This is a genomic window from Flavobacterium sp. NRK F10 (assembly GCF_024054235.1).
Lineage (GTDB): Bacteria > Bacteroidota > Bacteroidia > Flavobacteriales > Flavobacteriaceae > Flavobacterium > Flavobacterium sediminis.
The window spans coordinates 2477117-2501812 of the sequence record NZ_JAMXLC010000001.1; the positions used below are offsets into that span (position 1 = coordinate 2477117).

The window sequence follows — 24696 nt, forward strand, 5'->3', positions numbered from 1 at the left end:
ATGCAAATATATTGATTTTTGAAATACCCTAAAAAAACAAGGGGCTGTATTAATGAAGTTGTAATTTTTTGTATATTTGCCATGAATTTTTAAAGGTATAATTAAAATAAAACACAACTTTATGTCGACATTTCGTTTTCAGACCTTAAAAGAAACGGCTAACAGAAAGCCTGTTTCTGTTGAAAATCTAGACAAAAAATCTGTAATTTTCGGCAGCAATGTTTTTAATGATAAAGCAATGCGCCAATATTTAACTCCGGAAGCTTATAAAGCGGTAAAGAGTGCTATCGTAAACGGAACCAAGATTGATAGAAACACGGCTGAGCATGTGGCAATGGGAATGAAAGAATGGGCTTTGTCAAAAGGAGTTACACATTACACACACTGGTTTCAGCCTTTAACCGGTGCTACAGCAGAAAAGCATGATGCTTTCTTTGAAACTTCATTTGATGGATCTGACCCTGTAGAAAAATTCGGGGGAGGTCAATTAGTACAGCAAGAACCGGATGCTTCTTCATTTCCTAACGGAGGTATTCGTAATACATTTGAAGCTCGTGGATATACAGCTTGGGATCCTACGTCTCCTGCTTTTATCTTCGGAACAACTTTGTGTATTCCTACGATCTTCGTTTCTTATACAGGAGAAGCATTAGATTATAAAACACCTTTGTTAAGAGCTTTGAATGCTGTTGATAATGCAGCAACGGCTGTAGCAAAATATTTTGATAAAAATGTTAAAAAGGTAACTCCGACTTTAGGTTGGGAACAAGAATATTTCTTAGTAGACAGGGCTTTAGCTGCAGCACGTCCTGATTTAATATTAACCGGACGTACTTTATTAGGACATACTTCTGCAAAAGGACAACAATTAGAAGACCATTATTTCGGTTCTATTCCGACTCGTGTTTTAAATTACATGAGGGATTTAGAAAATGAATGTATGTTACTGGGAATTCCGGTAAAAACACGTCACAATGAGGTAGCACCTAATCAGTTTGAATTGGCTCCTATTTTTGAGGAAACAAACTTAGCGGTTGACCACAACTCATTATTGATGGATGTAATGCAAAAAGTGGGTGAACGTCATGATTTTAAAGTATTGTTACATGAAAAACCTTTTAAAGGCGTAAACGGATCCGGTAAGCATAACAACTGGTCTATGGCTACTGATACCGGAATTAATTTATTAAGTCCGGGGAAAACACCTATGAGTAATTTACAGTTCTTAACTTTCTTCATAAATACCATTAAAGCTGTTAATGAATATGAAGAATTATTGAGAGCTTCTATTGCTTCAGCCAGTAATGATCACCGCTTGGGAGCAAATGAAGCGCCACCTGCAATTATTTCAGTCTTTATCGGGCAACAGTTAACAGCTGTTTTAGAAGAATTAGAAGGAGTTTCTAACGGGAAATTATCTCCGAAAGAAAAAACAGATCTTAAATTAAATGTAGTAGGTAAAATTCCGGATGTATTATTAGATAATACAGACAGAAACAGAACGTCTCCGTTTGCATTTACAGGAAATAAATTTGAGTTAAGAGCCGTTGGGTCATTAGCGAATTGTGCTAACCCGATGACGACTTTAAATTCAATTGTTGCTAAACAATTAACAGACTTCAAAAAAGAAGTTGATGCTTTAATCGATAAAAAAGGACTTAAGAAAGACGAAGCGATCTTCAACGTATTAAGAGAATATATCAAACAATCTCGCAACATTTTGTTTGAAGGAGACGGATATAGTGAAGCTTGGGAAAAAGAAGCTGCAAAACGCGGATTAAGTAATCATAAAACAACTCCGGAAGCTTTAAAAGCTAAAGTTTCTAAAAAAGCGATCACCTTGTTTGAAGAGTTGAGCATCATGAACCATGTTGAGGTAGAAGCGCGTTATGAGATCGAATTGGAAGAATACATCAAAAAAATTCAGATCGAAAGTCGTGTTTTAGGAGATATAGCTCGTAATCATGTTATTCCGACAGCGATTCGTTACCAAAACACATTGATTGAAAATGTTAAAGGATTAAAAGAAATCTTCGGAAAAGATTTTGAACAGTATGCTAAAGAGCAAGTAGCTTTGGTTAAAGAGATTTCTGAACATATTGAAGCTATTAACTCTAAAGTAGATCAAATGACAGAAGAGCGTAAAAAAGCAAATAATCTTTCTTCTACTGAAGAAATGGCAAGTGCTTACTGCTTCTTAGTAAAACCATATTTTGAATTGATACGTTATCATGCCGATAAGTTAGAATTATTGGTAGATGATGAGATGTGGACTCTTGTAAAATACAGAGAGTTACTTTTCATCCGATAATTTCATATAAATCACAGTTAGTTTTGCCTGCACCTTTTAAAGGTGCAGGTTTTTTTATACTAAAAACTATTTTCAGACGTTATGGAAAGACAGTAAGATTAAAAGAATAAATTTAAAAACGAAGAGCATACTTTTTGTATAGAACATTAATTTTAAAAGACTAAAGTTTTAAGATTAGCAAAAAAAGTTGTTACTTCGTAAAAAAAATAAAATGAACCGTATTTTTTATTTGTTATTTTTATTTTTTTCGTTCACAGCTTTTTCTCAAGATACTATTTCGTTCTATTTTGAAACCGATAAATACGAATTATCTGCTACCGAAAAAATCAGATTGAGAGAGTGGATAATAAAGAATCGAAAATCAAAGATTTTATCGATCAGAGGTTATACAGACGAAGTGGGGACCAATCAGTACAATGATACACTATCACAAAAAAGAGTGAAATCTATTTATCGCTCTATTGTCGGGAAAATTAAAATCAGAGAAGACTTTAAGACTATCAGTTACGGAGAGAACTTTAAACAATCTGAAATTAAAGCTGAAAATCGCCGTGCCTCCATTTATTACCTCAAAGAAGAAGATCTGGATAAAGAACAGGAAGTATTAGGGTTGTCTCTGGTTACAATAGAAAAAGAAGAAGAAATTGTAGAAATTCCGGACGATGCTCCGCTTCATGTAAAAGTAGCGGCAGCAAAAGTGGGAGACAAGATTATTCTGAAAAATATTAACTTCTATCAGAATACGTTTCAAACTACACAAGAGTCACAAGCTGCTTTGTATGATCTGTTGTTTGTCTTACAAAATAACCCTAACCTTACCATTCAGATACAAGGACATATTTGCTGTGTAGATAGCGATAGAAGAAACTTGTCTTTAGAACGGGCAAAACAGGTTCGTCGTTTTTTAATGTATAAAGGAATTCCTATGCACCGGGTATCAGTAACCGGATATGGTGTGCGGTATCCTATTTATCCCATTCCGGAAGATAATGAAGAACAGGCGGCAGCCAACAGAAGAGTTGAAATAGAAATTTTAAGTAAGTAATATGAAATTCACAAAACTAATTATGTTTTTATTAATGGTTACATTGCCTTTTGTAAGTTGTAATGATAACTGTTCAGACGTAGATGCTCCGGATTCGGCATCTTTGTTTATTTCATGTATTGATGAGGTTTCCGGGGAGAATGTTTTTGAAAATGAAACTTTTTCAGGAGATCAGATCGTAGTGACCGATGAGGATGACGAATTAGTTTCATTTAGTTTTATTGAAACTAAAAACTTTATACATATTACTTTTCCGGCCGGTTTGGTAGAAGGTAAAATTATCACCGTTAAATTAGAAAATACTGAAACTTCAGATGTAAGAGAAATAGAAATTCATTTGGATGTTGTTTCCCAAGAAGAAGAATGTTACACGTTGTATAAAGTAGATAACGTGGTGTTTCCTAATAATGAAAGTGAATTAATCGATGGAATTTACGAAGTAAAAATTTAGAACATCTGACTTAAATTTTAATTTCTGAATTCTAAATTTAAAAACTATCTTTGTAGCACAACAAAAACTGGAGTTATTTCGGTAAAAAGAGAGATAATTTCTAACTAACAACACAACGTTTAATGAGCTCTGAAAATAGCAAACGCTACAATTTAAGAGGGGTTTCCGCTTCAAAGGAAGATGTTCACAATGCAATCAAAAACATTGACAAAGGATTGTTCCCCAAAGCTTTCTGTAAAATTATACCGGATTATCTAACCAATGATGATCAACACTGTATCATAATGCATGCCGATGGTGCCGGAACCAAATCGTCATTAGCTTATATGTATTGGAAAGAAACAGGAGATCTGTCTGTATGGAAAGGCATTGCTCAAGATGCTTTGATCATGAATATTGATGATTTACTTTGTGTGGGAGCAACCGATAATATTTTGTTGTCATCAACTATAGGACGAAACAAAAATCTAGTTCCCGGCGAAGTGATCTCGGCGATTATCAACGGAACAGAAGAATTAATTTCAGATCTAAAAGAACACGGGGTTACGATCCATTCTACAGGGGGAGAAACTGCCGATGTGGGTGACTTAGTTCGTACTATTATTGTCGATTCAACGGTAACAGCTCGTATGAAACGAGAAAATGTTATTGATAATGCTAATATTCAAGCAGGTGATGTTATTGTAGGTTTGGCTTCATTCGGTCAAGCAACTTACGAAAAAGGATACAATGGCGGAATGGGAAGTAACGGATTAACGTCTGCTCGTCATGATGTTTTTGCTAAATATCTGGCCGAAAAATATCCGGAAAGTTTCGATGCTTCTGTGCCAAATGAACTAGTGTATTCCGGTCAAACCAAATTGACTGATGCTGTTGAAAATAGTCCAATTGACGCCGGTAAACTAGTGCTTTCACCAACGAGAACTTACGCACCGGTTATCAAAAAGATTTTAGAAAAATACAATGCAAATGATATTCACGGAATGGTGCACTGTAGTGGAGGAGCACAAACAAAGGTTCTTCACTTTGTTGATAACGTTCACGTGATAAAAGATAATTTGTTTCCGGTTCCGCCGTTATTCAAATTGATACAAGAGCAATCAAAAACCGATTGGAAAGAAATGTATCAGGTATTCAATTGCGGACATCGAATGGAACTTTACATTCCGGCTGAATTAGCAAATGATATTATTGAAATTTCAAGATCGTTTAATATTGAAGCACAGATCATTGGTAGAATAGAGGCGTCAAATGAGAAAAAATTAACGATCACATCAGAATACGGAATATTTGAATATTAATAATAGTAGTTTTTTCAAGTTCAAGTTGTTTCCGTGTTACTATTAAATAAAACTAAAATAACTAAGACCTGAAATTTTAAACAACATATAACAACACAATGCAACACAACGTTTTAATTTTAGATTTCGGTTCGCAATACACGCAACTAATTGCGCGTAGAGTTAGGGAACTGAATATTTTTTGTGAAATTTATCCTTATAATAACCCGCCTGAAGATTTATCATCTTTTAAAGCAGTAATTCTGTCAGGAAGCCCTTTTTCGGTTCGTTCGGAAGAAGCGCCTCATCCGGATTTATCGGAGATCAGAGGTAAAAAGCCTTTGTTAGCGGTTTGTTATGGGGCTCAGTATTTAGCTCATTTTTCAGGAGGAGAAGTAGCTCCGTCCACTATTCGTGAATACGGAAGAGCAAATCTTTCCTTTATTAAGGAAAATGAAGCATTCTTTGAAAATGTTAGTTTAGGCAGTCAAGTGTGGATGAGCCATTCAGATACCATCAAACAATTACCGACTAACGGGGTTCGATTAGCAAGTACAAAAGATGTTGAAAATGCAGCTTATCGAATAGAAGGAGAAAGTACTTATGCAATCCAGTTCCATCCGGAAGTGTATCATTCAACTGACGGAAAGCAAATGTTAGAGAACTTTTTAGTGAAGATTGCAGGAGTAGAGCAAAGTTTCACAGCAAATGCTTTTGTAGAAGAGATTGTTGAGGAACTAAAACAAAAGATCGGTAACGATAAAGTAGTATTAGGATTGTCCGGTGGTGTAGACTCTACTGTTGCAGCTGTTTTATTGAATAAAGCTATCGGAGATAACTTATACTGTATTTTCGTAAACAACGGTTTGTTACGTAAAAATGAGTTCGAAAGTGTATTGCATCAGTATAAAGATATGGGCTTGAACGTAAAAGGAGTTGATGCTTCGGCACGCTTTTTGGATGCTTTAGCAGGATTGGAAGATCCGGAAGCTAAACGCAAAGCGATTGGGCGTGTGTTTATTGAAGTATTTGATGATGAAGCACACTTGTTAAAAGATGTAAAATGGTTAGGACAGGGAACAATCTATCCTGACGTGATTGAATCAGTTTCAGTAAAAGGTCCTTCAGCTACAATTAAATCCCATCATAATGTGGGCGGATTACCTGATTTTATGAAATTACAGGTAGTTGAACCATTGCGAATGTTGTTTAAAGACGAAGTACGCCGGGTAGGAAAAACATTAGGCATAGATGATGAATTATTAGGAAGACATCCTTTTCCGGGACCCGGATTAGCCATTCGGATTTTAGGAGATATTACTCCGGAAAAAGTTAGTATATTGCAAGAAGTTGATGCTATTTTCATCAACGGATTAAAAGAACACGGTTTGTATAATAAAGTGTGGCAGGCCGGCGCTATTTTGCTTCCGGTAAATAGTGTGGGTGTAATGGGAGATGAACGTACTTATGAGAAAGTGGTGGCATTGCGCGCTGTCGAATCTACTGATGGTATGACTGCGGATTGGGTACACCTGCCTTACGAGTTCTTAATGAAAGTGTCCAACGAAATTATTAATAAAGTGAAAGGTGTAAACAGAGTAGTGTATGACATTAGTTCTAAACCGCCTGCAACTATTGAATGGGAATAAATTTTAAAACATGTTAATACGTAAAATTGCATTTTTGATGTTATTATCTTGTAGCGTAATGGTTGCAAGACAAGAACCTTATGTAAAGCATAGCATTGCAAAAGGAGAAACTGTTTATAGCATTGCCAGAAAATATAAAGTAACCCCTTATGATATCTATCAGCTTAATCCGGATGCCAAAGACGGAATCAAGGAAAATGCAATTTTATTAATACCGAGTAAATCTTCTGTAACGGTTACCAAAGAAGTAAAAGCAGTTACTCCGGAAACAGAAACAAATGATAAGTCGGAAACAACTACACATGTTGTAAAGACAAAGGAAACCTTGTATGGTTTGGCAAAACAATACGATGTTTCTGTAGCAGATCTGAAAGAATGGAATCCGGAGGTTGCACAGAACGGTTTAAAAGTAGGACAAGAGATCATCGTATCTAAAAATTACCAGCCGGATAATACAAACGATACCGTAGAGATTACAACCACAAAAAATACAACGGAGGTATTCACACATGTTGTAAAAACAAAAGAAACGTTATACGGTATTTCTAAGCAATATGATCTTTCTATTAGCGAATTAGAAGAACTTAATCCGCAGCTAAAAGAAAGCGGCTTACAAATAGGAGATACATTACAATTAAAAAAAGTAATTCAGGAGAAAAGTAACAATATAAATGGAAATGTTATTACCTCCAGTATTGGTGTTTTAGAGCGTTATTACATCGTTAAGCCGGAAGAGACTTTATTCAGTATTTCAAGAAAGTTAAGCGTTTCAGAAGAAGAATTATTGAAATTGAATCCGGAAGCGGTTGATGGCGTAAAAACAGGGATGAAACTGAAGCTGCCTAATACATTCGTTTCAAAGAGTAAACCACAGGCTGATCTGATCCAGACATTGGATTTTTCTACCCGAAAAGATCTGGTCTTACTGTTACCTTTTAATGTTACTAAAATTTATACTGATACTTCCAGAACCGTTCAGGAAAATATTAAAGAAAATAAATTCTTAAACCTTACATTGGATTTCTATTCAGGAGCTTTAATGGCTATAGATTCCGCTAAAGTAATGGGCTTACCGGTTCATGTAAAGATATTAGATGTAGAAAGTTCACGTTCCACTTCAAATATTGCCAAGATCATAGGAAGAAATGATTTTTCGGATGTAGATGCCGTAATAGGACCATTTCAGAATTCTCATGTAGAAGCAACAGCCCAATTACTGTCACAATACAATACGCCAGTTATTTCCCCGCTTTCAAAAGAAGAAAGTAAACCTTTGCCTAATCTGTATAGCGTAGTACCGTTGCAGGAAACGATGTACAAAGCTGTTTTCAACTATATGTATGCTAAGAATGGCAATGTATTAGCAGTGGTCAGTAAGAAAAAGAATAGTACTAAAGAGTATTTAGAACAACATTATAAAGATGTAAAATTTGCTTCATATAATGCAGAAGGAGCAATTGATTTAGAAAGTATCCGTACTAAATTAGTCAAAAGCCAAAAAAACTTCGTGATTCTGGAATCAGAGTTAGCAAGTCAGGTTTTGAATGTAACCAATGCGTTGGTAAAGTATAAGAAAGATTTTGACATACAGCTGGTAGTATTAGAGTTATACGATACACTGGATTATGATGAAATTCCGATGCAGAATCTGGTAGATCTTAACTTATTATTTCCTTCAAGCAGAAGAGAGATCGACACACCGGAAGGTTTGATCTATGAAGAAAAATACGAAAAAAAGTATGGTGTGAAACCAAATTCCAGAGCTAATGCAGGATTTGACATTACATTTGACACCCTATTACGCATTTGTCAACCGGAAAGCTTTGAAGAAACGGCTAAGCGATACAAATCAGAACAGATAGAAACAGCTTTTGATTACGAATCTCACAACGGCGTTATTGTGAACGATGCTGTTTATATTCAGTATTACAGTAGTGATTATACGATAAAGCCGGCATTATAATGCTTGCTGAGCCAAAAATAAAACTATAAAAAAAGTCCGATTTAATCGGACTTTTTTTATAGTTTATAACGGAATAGAAATATTATTCAAATAAAACAGATCCTGAAATAGCAACTTCACTCCATGTTTTGCTAACACCGTCAGCACCTTTATGCAGATCATAACATGCTTTATTGATTGATTCAACAGCTGCTTGAGCACCAAAATCCTCTAAGTTAATAACACCGTCAACAGTAAATTTTTTGTTTTCAAATTTAGAAGTAACGTCAACAGATTGAGTAACACCGTTTAGAGTTAATGTCAAGACTGTTTTTCCTTCTTTAAAGTTGATTACTCCACCGATTAATTCAGTATCTTTTAATACGCTGAAAAAGAATTGTTTTAATTTTTCGTCTCTTTCAGGGTTGTTTGTGAATACACTGCTTACCGGAATAGAAAAGCTAGCACCTTCCAATACTGCCTCAGGAGTTTCACCCTCTTTGGTATCTTTTAATGAAATCGCAGTAAAACTACCTCCTACAGCTACTTTATCAGTAGTCTTATAAGCGGTCCAGTTCACTTTTGTAGAGTCTGACACTATTTTTAAACTAACAACTTCCGGAGTAGCTTCCGTTGTTTCTTCAACAGGAGCTTCTGTTTTTTCTTCTTTTTTACAACTTGTTGCTAAAAGCGTTATAGCAAACGCAAATATTGCAATTTTTTTCATACGAAATAGTTTTTAAAGTTTAGCTCAAAGGTACAGAGATTTTAACATTTTAACAATCCTGTACTGTTAAAGATTGCTTAAGATTACTTTTTGATAAACTTTTGGAAGCTCTTTTTTTCTTCTGAATTTATCTCAAGAAGATAATTTCCGGCTGATAGCATTGATAGATCTATTGTATAGTGATTTACTGCATTAAGTTCCTTAAAAATTATTTTTTGCCCCAAGTAGTTATATACAGCTATAGAGTTGATTAAGTCTTTAGAAGTTAGTTCCATATATTCGTAAGCAGGATTCGGATAGAGTAATGAAATTTGATCCTGAGAAAAATAGTCAGAGGATAAGGGAGTTTCTGTAACACTTATTGTGTTTGATGTTCCAATACAGCTTGTGTATAAATTAGTAGCAATAACATAATAATCCCCTGCTTGATTAGCTGTATAAGTATTATCATTAGCTCCGGTAATTAAAGTGTTGTTGAAGTACCATTCAAAAGTATAATTTGTATTGTTTAAATTGGAATCTAAAATATACGGTGTGATTACTGTTCCGGACGATTGTTCAACTGTAATAGAACCATTTGCTAAGGTTGGAGTCGGTAAAGGATTAATAAAAGCAGTGATTGTATTCGTCAATGGAGTATAGTCTGTACCTAAATGAATGCCCAATAAATTGAGCGTTTGATTTACCGTAGGATTTGTAATTGTTATAATACCATTTCCATTTGTATCCAATACAATAGCAAAAATTACTCCTCCGTTTATGTTATATTCAACATCTGCATTAGGGGAGCCGGTTATATAAAAAATAGCATTATTACCTATGCATACAGGGCTATTACTCGTTAAGCTAGTAATCACCGGAGTAGTAAAGATCATTTCTGAATTAGTATTGTTCCCGAAAATATTGTTTGAGAAAATTAATAAAAATAAAAATAGTTTTTTTGCCATGACATTTGTTTTAGAATTGACAGTAAAAGTAAAGTAAAATTTACAAATGAGACAGCTTAGAATTTGTTTTTAATTTTAAGTTAATAACAAGCATAGTTAACTCTATTGACTAAATAGGGAATTGTTTATCTTTGCGCCTTTAAAATTGATAAATTTTTTAATTTTTAGACTTTTAACTTTAGACTAATAAAATGATTACAGTTAACGATATTGCGGTTGAGTTTGGTGGGACTACGTTGTTTAGTGAGGTCACTTTTGCAATCAATGAGAATGATAAAATTGCCTTAATGGGTAAGAATGGAGCAGGAAAGTCAACCTTGTTAAAAATTGTAGCAGGAGTAAACAAACCAAGCCGGGGTGTGGTTTCAGCACCTAAAGAAGCTGTAATCGCGTATTTACCTCAGCACTTGTTGACGGAAGATAAGCTGACTGTTTTTGAAGAAACAGCTAAAGCTTTTGAGGATATTTTCAAGATGAAAGCGGAAATAGATGAGATCAACGAACAGTTAACTACCCGAACAGATTATGAGAGTGACGGTTACATGAAGTTAATTGAGCGCGTTTCTGAACTTTCGGAGAAGTTTTATGCTATTGAAGAGATTAATTATGAGGCTGAGGTAGAAAAAGTCTTAAAAGGGTTAGGCTTTGAACGGGAAGACTTTACACGAAAAACATCAGAGTTTTCAGGAGGTTGGCGTATGCGAATTGAACTGGCGAAGATCTTGTTAAAAAAACCGGATTTAATTTTATTAGATGAGCCTACCAATCACTTGGATATGGATAGTATTCAATGGTTAGAGGAGTTTTTGGTAACTCAGGCCAAAGCCGTAATGGTCATTTCTCACGACAGAGCTTTTGTCGACAATATTACGAATCGTACGATAGAAGTTACAATGGGAAGGATCTATGATTACAGGGCGAAATATTCTGATTATTTGGTATTGAGACAAGATAGGAGAGTACATCAACAAAAAGCTTACGATGAGCAACAAAAATTTATTGCCGAAAACAAAGCTTTTATTGAGCGTTTTAGAGGGACTTTTTCTAAAACAGAACAAGTGCAGTCACGTGTTCGAATGTTGGAAAAACTCGTTTTAGTAGAAGTTGATGAAGTAGATACTTCTGCTTTAAAGTTGAAGTTCCCGCCTTCACCTCGTAGCGGGCAATATCCGGTTGTGGTAGAAGAACTTTCTAAAAAGTACGGAGATCACGTGGTTTTTAACAATGCCGGTATGGTAATTGAACGAGGTCAAAAAGTGGCTTTAGTGGGTAAAAACGGTGAAGGAAAATCGACTATGATCAAAGCTATTATGGGCGAAATTCAGCATGACGGAGGGAAGTTAGAAATAGGTCATAATGCACAGATCGGCTATTTTGCTCAAAATCAAGCAGCTTTATTAGATGGTGAATTGTCTGTTTTTGATACAATTGATCGAATAGCAGTAGGGGATATCCGTACAAAGATCAAGGATATGTTAGGAGCATTTATGTTCAGTGGAGACGATATTCAAAAGAAAGTTAAAGTACTATCAGGAGGAGAACGAACACGTTTGGCCATGATCAAATTATTGTTGGAACCTGTAAATGTTCTGATTCTGGATGAGCCAACGAACCACTTGGACATGAAAACGAAAGACATTATCAAAGCAGCATTAAATGATTTTGACGGTACATTAATTTTGGTTTCTCACGATCGTGATTTCCTTGACGGGTTAGTTACTAAAGTATTTGAGTTCGGTAACAAGCGCGTTCGCGAACATTTTGAAGATATTAAAGGTTTCCTGGAGTTCAAAAAAATGGAGAATTTGAAGGAAATTGAAAAATAAACTTTGTTGAAGTTCCGTTTAACGAGTCAAGCGAATAAACTTGTTTTTTGTAAAAAATCCTTTATTTTTGAAATTCAAAATCAGATTGAAAATGTTTCAAAAGCAAAGGTTTTTTATTTTTTCAGGACTTTTTTTCTGTTCAATTGCTTTCTCTCAACACAGCTTGTTTTCGTTGTCTGACGACTATATTGTGAAAAAGTATTCACAGCGTTGGGAACTTGATAGCATTGATAAACACGGAACCTTTAGGTTAATGTCTTATAAGCCTATTTATCTGGCTCCGGCTCGTTGGTCGTCCAAGCCAAATGATCAGCCGTATAGTGAAAATCCTGATTATTCAGTAGATGAAGCAAAGCCTTATAATAGTATAGAAACTAAATTTCAGTTGAGTTTTAAAACAAAAGTTATTCAAGGACTTTTTAATAATGAAGGAGATATCTGGTTAGGCTATACCCAAAAGGCACATTGGCAAGTATTTAATGTAAAATTATCGAGAGTCTTCAGAGAATTGAATTACGAACCGGAATTGATATTTATGTATCCGGTTTCTTTTTCTTTTTTAGGCGGAAAGTTCCGAACAATTGGTCTGGCATTGAACCATCAGTCGAATGGAAAGGATCTGCCTACCTCAAGAAGTTGGAATCGTATTATCTTTAATTTAGGATATGAGAATGGAAATTGGCTGGTTTCTTTTCACCCGTGGATACGTCTGAAAGACGATGAAGACGAGAATCCTTCAATTACTAAATACATCGGAAACGGAGAGCTTAATGCTGCTTATACTTACAACCGTCATCAATTTTATGCTATTGTTACTCATCCGTTTAATCATTTAAAATATGGAAGCATGCAACTGAATTATGTTTTTCCTTTAAAAGGACATCTAAGAGGGCATGTACAGTTTTTTGACGGATACGGAGAAACCATGATCGATTACAATCACCACCAAACGACAGTAGGGATCGGGATTTCTTTTTCAGATTGGTAACCAAAAAATAAAGGCTGTCTTAGAATAAGGCAGCCTTTGGTATTGTATTATTTAGTACGTGACTTAATCTCTTTCTTCTGATTCGTGTTCTTCTGTTTCGTTTTTAGTTAGGTTGTTAGTCATTTTGACCTGATTTTGCAACCCTTTGAAATAATCTGTTAAAACCGTTTTTTGACTCTCAGTAAGCGAAGCATCTTTGTGAATGATTAAATAGCTTTCCAATGGCATAGCTCCTTTTTCAATCAATTCTGCCGATTCATCTAATTTATGAGCCTGTCTTTTAGCTTCGTAAGTTCCGAAGATTGAAAAGTTAAGCTCTTCGCGACCTTCATCAATGTGATCTTTTAAGAACCAACCTGCCGGCTGAACATACGAATACCAAGGGTAAACGGTTTGGTTTGAATGACAATCATAGCAAGATGCTTTTACAATTGCTGCAATTTCCGGAGGCGTGTTGTTGATTTTTAAAAAATCCTGATTTTCGTCAAAAGTCGGATTGGTTTTATCAATTTGGAAAAACTGAATAACGACTAAGACAATTACGATAGCTAAAAGTATTTTTTTCATAAAAGAAAGCTTAAAAATTTAAGTATAAATGTACAAAAAAATACAGAAGAAAATACGATCATCAAATAAATTAAGCTCTTTTTAAGATTTCAATTCTGACAAAAAGAAGACTCATTAAAGAATTTGAAAAATTAGTTAAGGGCATCTACCAATCGGATGAATTCGGCCCGATAGCCTTCAGTATCTTTTGACTTACCTTGTTTGGCTAAAACTTTAATATCAGCATTTGATTTTTTATGGATTAATTTTGAATTGCGTAATTTTAATCCGAACCAGGCTACCGCAGTACTGAATTTGAAATCTTCTGATGATTGAGCCAGTGCAACGGATTGGTCTTTTATAGTTTGTACTATTTCAATACTTTTTTCACCATCCGGTTTTTTGTAACGGAATTTTATTGTTGCCAATTCGTCAGAATAATTTTGATTGTTTGTTACATTGGAATATTTCAGCTCATCTGTTTTTTGAAAGAAATCGCTTTGTACACCAACCGGTATGATTTCATATAAAGCCGTAACGGTATGTCCGCTTCCTAATTCGCCCGCATCAATAGCATCATTTTTAAAGTCTTCCGGACGTAATTTTCGGTTTTCATATCCGATTAACCGATAGCTTTGTACGTGTTTGGGATTGAACTCAATTTGTATCTTTACATCTTTAGCAATGGCAAACATACTTCCTTTGAATTCTTTGCCAAGAAATCGGTTGGCTTCCTGAATATTGTCAATGTAGGCATAGTTCCCGTTTCCTTTATCCGCTAAAATTTCCATTTTGCTGTCTTTGTAATTACCCATTCCGAAGCCTAAACAAGTTAAGAATACACCACTTTTACGTTTTTCCTCGATCAATCGTTCCATATCATTATCAGATGAGGCACCTACATTGAAATCACCATCGGTGGCAAGAATGATACGATTATTTCCTCCTTTGATAAAGTTTTCCTGTGCTATTTTGTAAGCCAGTTGAATTCCTGCTCCTCCGGCAGTGCTTCCTCCGGCTTGCAACTGGTCTAAAGCATTTAGTATCGTTTCTTTTTTAGTTCCGGAAGTAGGAGGTAAAACCAAGCCGGCTGCTCCGGCATATACTACAATAGCTACTTTGTCTTTTTCCCGTAGCTGGTTTACCAGAATTTTCATGGCTTCTTTTAAAAGTGGTAATTTGTTTGGCGAACTCATGGATCCGGAAACATCAATTAAAAATACAAAATTGGAATGCGGTAAATTTTGAGTAGGGATTTCTTTTCCTTGTAACCCTATCTTAAGTAGTCTGTGATTTTCATTCCAGGGACAATCACTATATTCCGTTTCAATGGCAAACGGATGGTTACCTTTAGGCTGTGCATAATCGTATTTAAAGAAGTTGACCATTTCTTCAACACGAACAGCATCTTTAGGAACCTCTTGCCCATAATTTAAAAAACGACGTATATTGGTATACGAAGCATTATCCACATCGATCGAAAAAGTAGAAAGAGGAGATTGTTTAGGACTTTCAAATTCGTTTTCTACTAAAGTTCCGTAATCTTCATTATCCGTTGCAATAGCATTTTTATCGTCATAGTTCTGATTTTGGTGTATTGCTATTCCGTTTGTATAGCCGTTCATAGCATCATACTGTACTGGAGAAGCAGAAACATTCATCATCATTTTTTCGGTTTCTTTTTTTCTTTTTATTCCTGTAGCACCCACTATTACCACTTCTTCTAAAGCAGCAGCTTTTAATTGTACATTGATAACATTGACCTTCCCTACTTTTCGGGTTTCCTTCATTCCTACATAACTAAATTCTAAAATGTCTCCTTCTTTAGCTTTGATCGAATATTTTCCGTCAAAATCCGTTATAGTACTGTTTAGTGTTCCTACAACATTGACATTGGCTCCGGAAATAGGTCCCAGCTCATCTGAAACAATTCCGGTAATTGTTTTCTCCGGATTTTTTGTTGATTGTAAATAAGGTACAGTTTTAAAACTAAGGAAAACTAAAAACATAGTAATCCCTAATGAAAAGATTTTTACATTTTTCATGACTTAATAATTTTAAATGAAACGTTGATGTATTGAGCTAACGATGTGTTTCTTACTTCTTCGGTTTTCCGTTTTTAGTAGTGATGACGATTACGCCTTTTTCTCCCTTTTTTCCATATAACTTCGTAGCGTCTTCTCCTTTGTAAATAGTCGTCGAAATGATCTCTTGTTGATCTAAAGGAGAATAAGGACTGCTAGGATTAGGACCGAAAACTTCCTGCTCTGTATATTCTGTTCCGTTGATGATATAAAGTGGTTCATTAAGAACAAAGACAGAGTCTAATTGCTTTGGGTTTATTTCTTCAAATTCTTTACGGGAGACTTTTTTTCCGTCAATTAATATAAGAGGTGCCAGTTTTTTATTCTGGTCGTTTTCCTTCTGGTCAACTGCGGAATAATCGGGGGTTCTTTGTGCTTTTTTCGTATATGTTGAGGAATCTATAAATCCCATTTTCGGACTTGATTCGGCTTTAGCCGTTTCAACCTGAATTTCTGATGTTTCCATGATTTCATCTGACGAAGGTGTTGCAGTTGCATTGGAATATAGTTCAATCTCTTTTTCTTCTAAAGCAACGGCATCAGAGCTTAGTTCAATTTGTTCTTGTATCAGTTGAGGAGCTTCGGCTTTAATAGCTGGATGCGATGTTTTTTCACGGGTAACAACAGTTACAGGTGTTTCCTCAATTGTTTTTTTGATTTTAACAGTATCCCGAAGTACAAGAGGCTTTTCATTGATTTTCAGTTCTGTATCCGGGGTATAATAAAAATGATAAATAATGGTTCCGACAAGTACAATAGAGGCTGCAATGGCTACTTTTTTCCATCGGTACGTTTCTTTCTGTGAAACATTGGTATCTAATTTATCTTCTACACGGTTCCACACACTTTCCATGTTCGGGAAGTCTGGTATTTCTCCTTTTTGAGCAGCCGATTTAATTTTATGATATAGTTGATCTTCCGTTTTCATTTTATTTTGCTTTTTGATAATAGTAGGTTGTTACCAATTCTTTTAATTTGTTCTTAGCAACATTCAATTGTGATTTTGAGGTTCCTTCAGAGATCTGAAGTTGTGCGGCAATTTCTTTATGGCTGTAGCCTTCAACTACAAATAAATTGAAAATGGTTTGGCAGCCTTCCGGAAGATATTCGACTAATTTGAGCAGGTCTTTTTCTTCTAAATCCGTCATAGCATCTGCTAAAGGGTGGTCATCAAAGGATACATCTTCCAAGTATAAATTGAAATTCAGATTCTTTTTAAGTTGTAATAGGCAATGGTTCACTGTAATTTTTCGAGCCCAGGCTTCAAAGGCATAGTTTTCTTTTAATTGTTCTATTTTGGTAAAAACAGTATAAAAAGAATCAGCAAGAACCTCTTCAATTTCTTCTTCTTTTTTAAGATAGCGTTTGCATAAATAATAAAGTTTGGGCGCCATATATTCGTATAGCTTCCGCTGCGCATCGCGTTGCTGTTTTTTACAGGCTTGTATGATTTTTTCGTCCATCACAATCGTCGCTTTCTTATATAGAGTGTAAAAAATAAGAAAAGGTTGGAAAAAGCATAACTTTTTTTAAAATTAAGAATAATTACGGAAAAGAGATTCGTAATTTAAGATAAGGAGAACTAGGATAGAGTAGTAATCAAATTTTAAAGATTTTATTTTTAATGGCATAAATAACAAGTCCTATCCTGTTCTTTACATTTAATTTTACAAATAGATTGTCTCTGTAGCCGTCAATGGTTTTAGGACTTAGATTCATTTTATCGGCGATCTCCTTATATGTCATTTCGGTACAGATCAATTTAAGGAATTCAATTTCAGTATTTTTGAGCAATTCTTCTTTAGGTGATTTTCCGGTTACAGAATTGACCAGCACATTATTGACTAAATTGTTGTGATAAAAACCGGTTTCAACTGTTTTTTCTAAGGCCTGTTCCAGTGTTTTTTTATCAACATCTTTTAATAAATAACCTTTAGCTCCTGCTTTTATCATTTTCAGAATAGTGTGTTCGTCTTCTTCAACAGTTAAAGCAATAACGTCCACATCCGGATAATTTTCAGTTAACCACTTGGTAGTCTCTATACCGTTCATGATAGGCATATTAACATCCATTAGAATAATTTCCGGTGCTTTATGAGATTTTAATTTTTCGATCAGTTCATTTCCGTTTTTACATAAAAAAGCAACATGAAAATTCGGAAAGCCGTTTACAACTCCTGCAATGGCTTCTGAGAGTAGAGTATGGTCTTCAATAATGGCAACTGTTCTTTTGTTCATGATTACAATTTTTATGATAAGATTCAGATGGAAGATCAATCAGTTTGTTTATAAACAATCAGTAAGTTGGTTCCGACATCGATCTTAGAATTGAGTTTAATATCCGCTTGAATAAGGCTGGCTCTTTTTTTCATATTCAATAAACCGACTCCCATAGCAAAATTTGTTGAGGTGTCAAAACCTTTTCCATTGTCGTTCGCCTCTATAATCAGCTCGTTTGTGAAGTTGTTATATTCTACAACAACATTGAGTTTTGTTGCTTTTGAATGTTTTATGGTATTAGAAAAAAACTCTTGTAATATTCTGAAGATAATGATCTCAGCTTTAGGATTAATGTGTGAAAAATTTCCTTTCAACTCTAAGGTCGATTCAATGTAATTTAATCTGTTAAAGCGTTCTATTTCCAACTTAAGAGCATCTTCTAAAGTGATCTGACTGATGTAATCCGGATTGGTAACTTTTGAAAGGGCCCGTACTTCATTTAAAATTCGGGTTAAGTTATCATGTAATTCCCGAGTATCGGAGTGTTCTATTTTTTGAAGCTGAATTTTAGCAAGCGTCAATAACTGACCTATATTGTCGTGTAATTCCCAACTAATGTTCCGTAGGGTTTGTTCCTTTATTTCGATCTGTGATTCAACGATTTCCCGTTCGAAGTTTTTTTTCTCTTCAACTTGTTTTATCAACAATTTGTTCTTTTTCTGTTGAAAAATAACAATTAACAGGATGATCACAAAGCACAAACCTGTAAGTCCTAAAGTGGCAAAAATTACTCCTTCGATTCCGCTTTGCTCCATATAAATCCAGAAATTAATATACTATTATAGCTTAAAAGTAAGAAATAATTGATTATAAATATAAAAGGAATAGTATTAGAATTAGAATAATACTTTCTTACAATATAAAAAGGAACGTTAGGTACAAAATAAATAAGATGCGCAAAGCTAACCCAAAAGACTAGTGATTTTGTTATAAATAAGATTTTATCCGATCGTAGTATTTCAAAAAGGTAAATAATGATTGCGATGGTTACGAGCGAAGCTCCGATGATAAAAGTATTCAGAAAATAGCTTTTACAGAAATCTTCAAAATAAAGATTGATCAAAAAAGAAAAGAGATAAGAAAATTGAAAGAAAGTGATGACTTTATAGTTGTTGATATTTCTGACATATCGGCTGTAAATCCATAGCAAAGCTGAAAAGCGGATAACTTGATAAAAGTTATAAATGATAAAATTATTACTGGTTTTAAATACGTATTGCATTGTAAGTCCTACGATATCATTCAGAAATGTATACCACAAGATAAATAATAGAATTTTCAGAGGACTTTTGGAGTATTTACGAAAGTAAAACGTTCCGAACAAAGCCACGAATAATTCTAATAAAATTAAAGAAAATCTAATGTTTTCAGTTGAGATAAGCGGTATTCGCATATTTTTTTATTTAAATAGGAAACAACTGCCTTAAAAGATATAAATTATAATGGTAATTAAAGAAAAGTTTCTCCTTACTTTTAGGACAGTTGTTGCTTTTTTAGTCATTTTTAGGAGGAGGAAACATGGCAAGTTCATTAAGCAATAAACTGGTTTCATTATTGTTGTCGTCTAAAGACGCTCCTGTATCTGTACTGGTAAAGCGTTTTATTTTTCTATTGCTCTTATAGGTCAATTCCTCAATTACGTTTAGTTTACCGACTAATGTATTAGTTCCGTCATGTTGAATACTGAAAGGAACATTTTCAAGTAATGGATAAGCCTGAGAAAGTTTTGTACTATTCATTTTGATGGTAGGAGCAAAGAACAGTGTTTCTCTTCCGGGTAATAATTGTTCTTCTTCTCCTTCTGAATACTTATATTCTTTTTTAGACGGATATTGGGAATAATAAATTCTGATGCCGGTTATTTTAGTATTATTCAATTCAGAAACTTTATCCAATAGCTTAATATAGTTTTTCAAAGAATCCAGATCTATCCACGCAAATTCAGTTGCCTGATACGAACCGTTTTCCCGACTGTTTTCAATAATACGTTGAACTCCGTTTTCATAAGTCTCTTTCATCAAAATCCCTTTTTTTACGGAAATGATGTTGTGTGGCATTGTAACTTCATTTGCTTTATCATCAGCACATGAAGTCAATAAGATTGCTAAAGTAAAAGCAATAAAGAGAATAGATTGAATTAATTTCATAATATGTATAATTTATTTTAGCAAAAATAACTTATTAAAATTTCTCTTTTTAGGGGAAAAACACCCTTTTTTCTATAGTCTATTTCTAATTAAAATCAGGTAAAGTACTGATAATTACCTTTTTTTAAAATACCAATTTTGTCCTGTCGATCGAATAACAGGGACGCTGAAAACTGTAAAAAAGAGTAAGCATAATATTTTAAAGACTAAAAAATGCCAACATTAAAACCACAGCCTCTAGGCTACCCACATGCAGGAGCTGGGACAGTAGAAATTTTATTAGAAAAAGAAGACGGAGCTGATTTTTCAGTTGTTTTTTCACCGGATCCGAATAATATTGAACTTCGGGAAGGAAATGAGCCGATGCAGTTTTATTATTATCCGAAATATCCAAGATTAGCTAAAGAACCGGGAAAAGACGGAAAGTATAAATTTTCAATGCAGGTCTTTAAATCAGAAGGAGATTCTGCAACAGTGATCGGAGCTGAAGGCTTAGAAGAAGAAGCAGGAGCCTATACAACCTTAACGTCTACAATTGATGTACCGGAAGATTTGTTGAAGAAAGCAATCGATAAACTAAAAGACAGATTGCATACGCAGTATAACAACAACAGACAGGGAAAATTATTCGGACTGTTCTCATTTTTAAAAGGAGTAGACAGAGATTTTAACGAAACAAATGTTCGCCCGATACAATTGGTAGAAAATAATATCTCTCTGCGTGTTGTAGGAGAAGAGTCTAAAGAAAATCCGTTCGGTGGAGTAAACCCATGGGCTTTCAATGTACAGGGAGACGGTGCCGGAACTACTTTCGGCCTCGGTGAAAATTCTTTTTCTGTCTTAATGGGACGTAACAGTGCTTCCTTAGTTAAAAGTGCATTAGAGAACGGTACTAACAATTTACAGGTTGTGAATAACATCAAGTATAAAGCTTATTTACCGACTACCACAATTAAAACGACTATTGATGTACAAAAAGTCCACAGTTATTTCTCTTCAAAAGTAAAAGCAGAAGTTTCGTTTGTAAGCTTAAGTTGGGAACGAGAATACGAAAAGATTGTAACTAGCGGAGGAATTATCTCAGAGGTAATTACCGATACTCAATTCACAAATGAGGAGAGAGAGAAATTTGAGCAGGAATTATTGTCAAAACAACGTGATTTTGCATTCCAATTGGTTCAGAAAGAGATTTTTGACAAGCCGGAAAAACAATTTACACCAGCCAATGATCCTAAAGTAAAAGGAGGTTTTTTCCGTTTCTTAAGAGGTGATGTAGGAGTTGGGGTAAGCATTAAATCAGGGAAACAGATCCGTAAAGTTAAATTTACAGATGAAATTAAGTTCTCTGCAATTGAAGTAATGAATTCAAAGATAGATGCTAATTTAACTCCGTTAACTACAAAATCAGGAGAAGCAGCTAAAAAAGATCTGGCAAAATACATTACTGAAGTACGTTTAGACGAAGACTGGAGAAAAGTTCAGGTGATCGCTTCTTTGAACGGAGGTTTGATCAAAACGGATAAAGACGGCGATATTGTGAATGACAGTCCGGTTAGTCAGGTATCTATTGAAGTAGGTTATCCTGATTCTAACGGAAGCATCGTATGGAAAAGTTCCGGAAGGATGTTAGCGCCGGGCGGAACACCTTATGTAAAAACTACATCCAGATCCGGTAAAGAGATCGATGCCGTTTTGCCGGCTACGTGGAACGACAGATCAATGGATAAAAATGCTTTTGTTTTCGACTTTGTTAAAAATGAGGGGGCAAACGGAAGTAAAGTAAAGGTTCGTGAAAATATTATGTATGAAAAGGACAAACGTGTAAAGATCAAGGACAAAGAGTACGAGTTTGAATTTGAAGGGACCAAATTGTTCATTCCGCTACCTATTGAGAACATGATTAATTACACCTTATCAACAGAAGAATTGTACGAATGTGATACGTTGGAAGTGACTTTCAAAGCAGATAAAATGTCGAGTAAGAAGTTTAAATTCACTTCAGAGAATTATGAAGATCTTATTCCTTATCGTGTATGGTATGAATCAGGGTATGCTATTAAAAATACCAAATATAAAATCAAATATACCTGTAAAGGAAAGATCGGTAATAAGAGCAAAAAAGTAACTATCACCACACCTTATATGGAGTTGGATTATTTAGAAGGAGATGTGTTATTTGAAATACCAACTGACACAGAAGCTAAGAACAAGGATATCCAAAAAATAAGAGATGAGTTCTCAAGTTGAGTATTTTGAAAAGAAAAGGGAGAATATTTCATTCTCCTTTTTCCTTCAAAAGGTAACATTTAAACTATAGAAACATGCCAGACACTCAAAAAGTATACAAAGTAAAAGGAGAAAAGTTAGTGCCCGTAAACAGATTCAATCTGGAACCGGCAGCTCCCGTTACCGTATTAGGAAAAAATGTGATCGGAAAAAGATCGGTAGTAGTTGCCCATCCGGTGGTGCAATCGATCGAGATGAAAAAAGGAATAATCCCGTTGTTCAAAACCAAAAAAGAATACACACCTTTTATAGAAAATGTAGAACAGTTTAATGAGGGATCTAAATTTAAAGCCCATGAGGATAATAGAGTACAAATGGGATTTCCTCAAATTCAGATAACACCTTATAAACAAACCCTCTTTTATTATGAAAATGTATTCGATGCAGATGGAAATATAAAAGGCTACATGGGTAAAGTTTTAGTCGGATACAAACTTTCAAAAAGCAGGTCACGATTGCAACAAAACATTGATCTGTCATTGAGTCAGGCTACACTGCAATTAAAAATTTCTGACGATGAAACAACACTGATCAATGGAATAATTCATCACGATAGCAATTATATCGAATTTAACCTGAAAGATGAAGCGGTAAAAATAGCCTTTACCAATCTGATTACTCAGATAGAAGATTTACAGTGTAGTATTGATCTTTATTTCGAGTTCAAAGGATATACAGAAGTAAAGTTCCGCCCGATTATTTCATTAAGCCCGATAACGGCTTTGCGTAAAGATTTGTCTAAAGACATCATAAAAAAAGCAAATGCGCAGGGGAAGTTAAAAGTGAGTACCTTGAACTTCAGAAAAAGCAATGTTATAAGAGCAAAAGCAGCTAATGTAAAAGTTGCGGATAAAAAGGTAAAAATGTCTTTACCCAAAGAAACGGAAACAATTGTTAAGTCTACATACATCTACAAACACAATCAGACTTTAAATTTTAATCTGTCAAGCGGCTTGTTTAAAACATTAAACAATGAAAAGGTCGAAGCTAATCCGTTTAGGCTAAATAATGTGTTTTCAGAGTTTCAGCAAATTTACATGACAGCATTTCCTTTTGATACTCTGACGATCTATAAATCAACACTTCAACCCAATACGTTCCTAATTGTTCCTAAAAAGTATTTTATAGCAAGAACTTCAGACGATTTTAGCCCTTGCGTTGAAATTTCTTTTTTCGCAAATGTTGAAAGCTCACAAGAAGAGTTGTCTAAAGTAGTATTTGATTTTGCAATCGGACCGGATTTCTCAGGATTTGATAGTGCTAAACTGGAATTAGAGCTCAAAAGGAACCGTTTTCTGGATGACGAAAGCGATATCCGATTCCTTTTTCCTAACGATTTGCCGGATGCAGAGATCGAGATTACAGGGAATAACCTTTTACAGAATGCCATGGTAGTTAAGGACGGGAAGTATTACCAACTTAATTACGAAACAGAATCGCTTAGGGATTCCAATCTTCTTTTCAACGCTTTGCAAAACGGAATTTCTCAATATGCTAATCTGAACTTCATTTATAAAGAGATCAAAGACTCCAGTATTATTGATACAAATATCAATAAAACGATCGGCAATGCAATAGAAGCATCGTTAGACAATGACAAGAAGACAATTACATTAGAGAATTTTTCATTATCTGATTGTATTTTGAGTGATATGGTCGTTAGGGACGAAAGTAAGGAAGTCTTTTTTAATCAAACTTTTTTTCAGACGTTTCCGGTATTGAAATCCAGTGAATCAAAAGAGATCACGTATGATGCCATAAATACACTATTGGATAACAGAACATTGAATAGCATTGAATTGAAATACGAAATCGTAGAAGATATACAGAAAGAAATCGCTACACAGGTTTCACAAGACTCTGATTTAAGAAGATATATTTCAGTACTTATTGATTCCCAACCGAAAGAAGTTGAACGCATTCAACTCGATGTTGAGGTTGTCAATTCGCAAAGTCTTTTCAATTTCGAAACGTTGAAAGAAGATCTCAAAGATCCGCTAAAAAGAGCTTTCAATTTTAGTTTTATTATTCCCGGAAAGCAGAACAGTCAAAACATCAATTATTCTATAAAATATTTTGATGAAAACTATAATTTGATAAAGATAACAACGAAGAGTTTGAATTATAGTGAATCGGCAACTCTAAGGATTCCCGGATTGATGTCTTGAACCGAATACATTAAAAAAT

At 34.6% G+C, this 24696-nt stretch carries 19 protein-coding genes; 10 read left to right on the forward strand and 9 right to left on the reverse strand.

Annotated elements, in window-relative coordinates:
- The first annotated feature begins 121 nt into the window (after positions 1-121).
- From NHF50_RS11200 to NHF50_RS11225, 6 genes are all read left to right on the forward strand, one after another.
- Positions 122-2311, forward strand: coding sequence for a glutamine synthetase III (locus NHF50_RS11200; protein WP_252776476.1), 2190 nt, complete (start codon positions 122-124; stop codon positions 2309-2311).
- A 211-nt stretch (positions 2312-2522) separates the two neighbouring features.
- Complete coding sequence (locus NHF50_RS11205) at positions 2523-3356, forward strand: OmpA family protein (RefSeq protein WP_252776477.1); 834 nt, start codon at positions 2523-2525, stop codon at positions 3354-3356.
- A gap of 1 nt (position 3357) precedes the next feature.
- Positions 3358-3807: a hypothetical protein gene (locus NHF50_RS11210; protein ID WP_109569748.1), complete on the forward strand. Its 450-nt coding sequence runs from the start codon at positions 3358-3360 to the stop codon at positions 3805-3807.
- Between the two features lie 122 nt (positions 3808-3929).
- Positions 3930-5108 (forward strand): AIR synthase related protein, encoded by a 1179-nt coding sequence (locus NHF50_RS11215; protein WP_252776478.1) that lies wholly within the window; start codon positions 3930-3932, stop codon positions 5106-5108.
- Between the two features lie 98 nt (positions 5109-5206).
- Positions 5207-6736: a glutamine-hydrolyzing GMP synthase gene (gene guaA / locus NHF50_RS11220; RefSeq protein ID WP_109569749.1), complete on the forward strand. Its 1530-nt coding sequence runs from the start codon at positions 5207-5209 to the stop codon at positions 6734-6736.
- A 10-nt stretch (positions 6737-6746) separates the two neighbouring features.
- The gene (locus NHF50_RS11225) at positions 6747-8699 is read left to right on the forward strand and encodes a LysM peptidoglycan-binding domain-containing protein (RefSeq protein WP_252776479.1); all 1953 of its coding nucleotides are present in this window, start codon (positions 6747-6749) and stop codon (positions 8697-8699) included.
- Between the two features lie 82 nt (positions 8700-8781).
- On the opposite strand, the gene NHF50_RS11230 is transcribed toward NHF50_RS11225, so the two are convergent.
- A complete protein-coding gene (locus tag NHF50_RS11230; RefSeq protein ID WP_252776482.1) occupies positions 8782-9405 on the reverse strand; it encodes a YceI family protein in 624 nt (207 codons plus the stop codon).
- An 83-nt stretch (positions 9406-9488) separates the two neighbouring features.
- Positions 9489-10352 carry a T9SS type A sorting domain-containing protein gene (locus NHF50_RS11235; protein ID WP_252776484.1) on the reverse strand — a complete coding sequence of 288 codons (864 nt, stop codon included), beginning with the start codon at positions 10350-10352 and terminating at the stop codon, positions 9489-9491.
- 191 nt (positions 10353-10543) lie between these two features.
- On the opposite strand from NHF50_RS11235, the gene NHF50_RS11240 reads away from it, so the two are divergent.
- Entirely contained in the window at positions 10544-12178 is a 1635-nt protein-coding gene (locus NHF50_RS11240) for an ABC-F family ATP-binding cassette domain-containing protein (RefSeq protein ID WP_252776485.1), read from the forward strand.
- 91 nt (positions 12179-12269) lie between these two features.
- On the forward strand, positions 12270-13166 hold the full coding sequence (locus tag NHF50_RS11245; RefSeq protein ID WP_252776489.1) for a phospholipase A: 897 nt from the start codon (positions 12270-12272) through the stop codon (positions 13164-13166).
- Positions 13167-13229: 63 nt separating this feature from the next.
- Here the strand turns inward: NHF50_RS11245 and NHF50_RS11250 are convergent, their stop codons facing one another.
- The 7 genes from NHF50_RS11250 to NHF50_RS11280 form a co-directional block, all read right to left on the reverse strand.
- Entirely contained in the window at positions 13230-13733 is a 504-nt protein-coding gene (locus NHF50_RS11250; RefSeq protein WP_252776491.1) for a heme-binding domain-containing protein, read from the reverse strand.
- 131 nt (positions 13734-13864) lie between these two features.
- A complete protein-coding gene (locus NHF50_RS11255) occupies positions 13865-15757 on the reverse strand; it encodes a von Willebrand factor type A domain-containing protein (RefSeq protein ID WP_252776492.1) in 1893 nt (630 codons plus the stop codon).
- Between the two features lie 52 nt (positions 15758-15809).
- Entirely contained in the window at positions 15810-16724 is a 915-nt protein-coding gene (locus NHF50_RS11260) for a hypothetical protein (RefSeq protein ID WP_252776494.1), read from the reverse strand.
- 1 nt (position 16725) lies between these two features.
- Positions 16726-17259 carry an RNA polymerase sigma factor gene (locus NHF50_RS11265; RefSeq protein WP_252776497.1) on the reverse strand — a complete coding sequence of 178 codons (534 nt, stop codon included), beginning with the start codon at positions 17257-17259 and terminating at the stop codon, positions 16726-16728.
- Between the two features lie 136 nt (positions 17260-17395).
- On the reverse strand, positions 17396-18034 hold the full coding sequence (locus NHF50_RS11270) for a response regulator transcription factor (RefSeq protein ID WP_109569757.1): 639 nt from the start codon (positions 18032-18034) through the stop codon (positions 17396-17398).
- A gap of 35 nt (positions 18035-18069) precedes the next feature.
- A complete protein-coding gene (locus tag NHF50_RS11275) occupies positions 18070-18831 on the reverse strand; it encodes a sensor histidine kinase (RefSeq protein ID WP_252776498.1) in 762 nt (253 codons plus the stop codon).
- Between the two features lie 738 nt (positions 18832-19569).
- Positions 19570-20223 carry a hypothetical protein gene (locus NHF50_RS11280; RefSeq protein ID WP_252776501.1) on the reverse strand — a complete coding sequence of 218 codons (654 nt, stop codon included), beginning with the start codon at positions 20221-20223 and terminating at the stop codon, positions 19570-19572.
- A gap of 213 nt (positions 20224-20436) precedes the next feature.
- Here NHF50_RS11280 and NHF50_RS11285 point away from each other — a divergent pair, with 213 nt between their 5' ends.
- Positions 20437-22470, forward strand: coding sequence for a hypothetical protein (locus NHF50_RS11285; RefSeq protein WP_252776504.1), 2034 nt, complete (start codon positions 20437-20439; stop codon positions 22468-22470).
- Positions 22471-22544: 74 nt separating this feature from the next.
- A complete protein-coding gene (locus NHF50_RS11290; protein WP_252776506.1) occupies positions 22545-24677 on the forward strand; it encodes a hypothetical protein in 2133 nt (710 codons plus the stop codon).
- The last annotated feature ends 19 nt before the right edge of the window (positions 24678-24696 follow it).